Source organism: Paenibacillus senegalensis JC66, from assembly GCF_000285515.1.
Classification (GTDB): Bacteria; Bacillota; Bacilli; order Paenibacillales; family NBRC-103111; genus Paenibacillus_L; species Paenibacillus_L senegalensis.
In genome coordinates, this window is the sequence record NZ_CAES01000145.1 from 1 (window position 1) to 669 (window position 669).

Annotated in this window: 1 protein-coding gene; it reads left to right on the forward strand. The window is 73.8% G+C overall.

Translation table 11 applies throughout. The annotated features are described in order from the left end of the window. Positions 1 to 27: 27 nt before the first annotated feature. A partial coding sequence (locus PSHG_RS26040; RefSeq protein ID WP_222860755.1) for a hypothetical protein occupies positions 28 to 669 on the forward strand: 642 nt, incomplete at its 3' end.

Below are 669 nucleotides of genomic sequence, written 5' to 3' on the forward strand. Positions count from 1 at the left end.
AATGGAGGTGCTTCCTGGGGGAACTGGGTGCCGATCGGCCAACAGGGGCCGACAGGACCGACAGGTTCAGGGGCTACAGGACCGACAGGGCCAACTGGCGCGACGGGAGCCACGGGAGCCACGGGCGCGACTGGAGCCGCGGGCGCGACGGGCGCCACGGGGGCAACAGGAGCTACGGGCGCGACGGGAGCAACGGGGGCAACAGGAGCCACGGGCGCTACAGGAGCTACGGGGGCAACAGGAGCTACGGGGGCCACGGGCGCTACGGGAGCTACGGGCGCTACAGGAGCTACGGGAGCTACGGGCGCCACGGGCGCGACGGGCGCCACGGGCGCTACGGGAGCTACGGGCGCTACAGGAGCTACGGGAGCCACAGGAGCTACGGGCGCGACGGGCGCTACAGGCGCCACGGGGGCGACAGGGGCCACAGGCGCCACGGGAGCAACAGGCGCGACGGGCGCTACAGGAGCCACAGGCGCCACAGGCGCCACGGGGGCTACTGGAGCCACAGGGGCCACAGGCGCCACAGGCGCCACGGGAGCTACTGGAGCCACAGGGGCCACAGGCGCCACGGGCGCTACTGGAGCCACAGGGGCCACAGGGGCCACAGGCGCGACGGGAGCCACGGGCGCTACTGGAGCCACAGGCGCCACGGGAGCCACAGGCGCT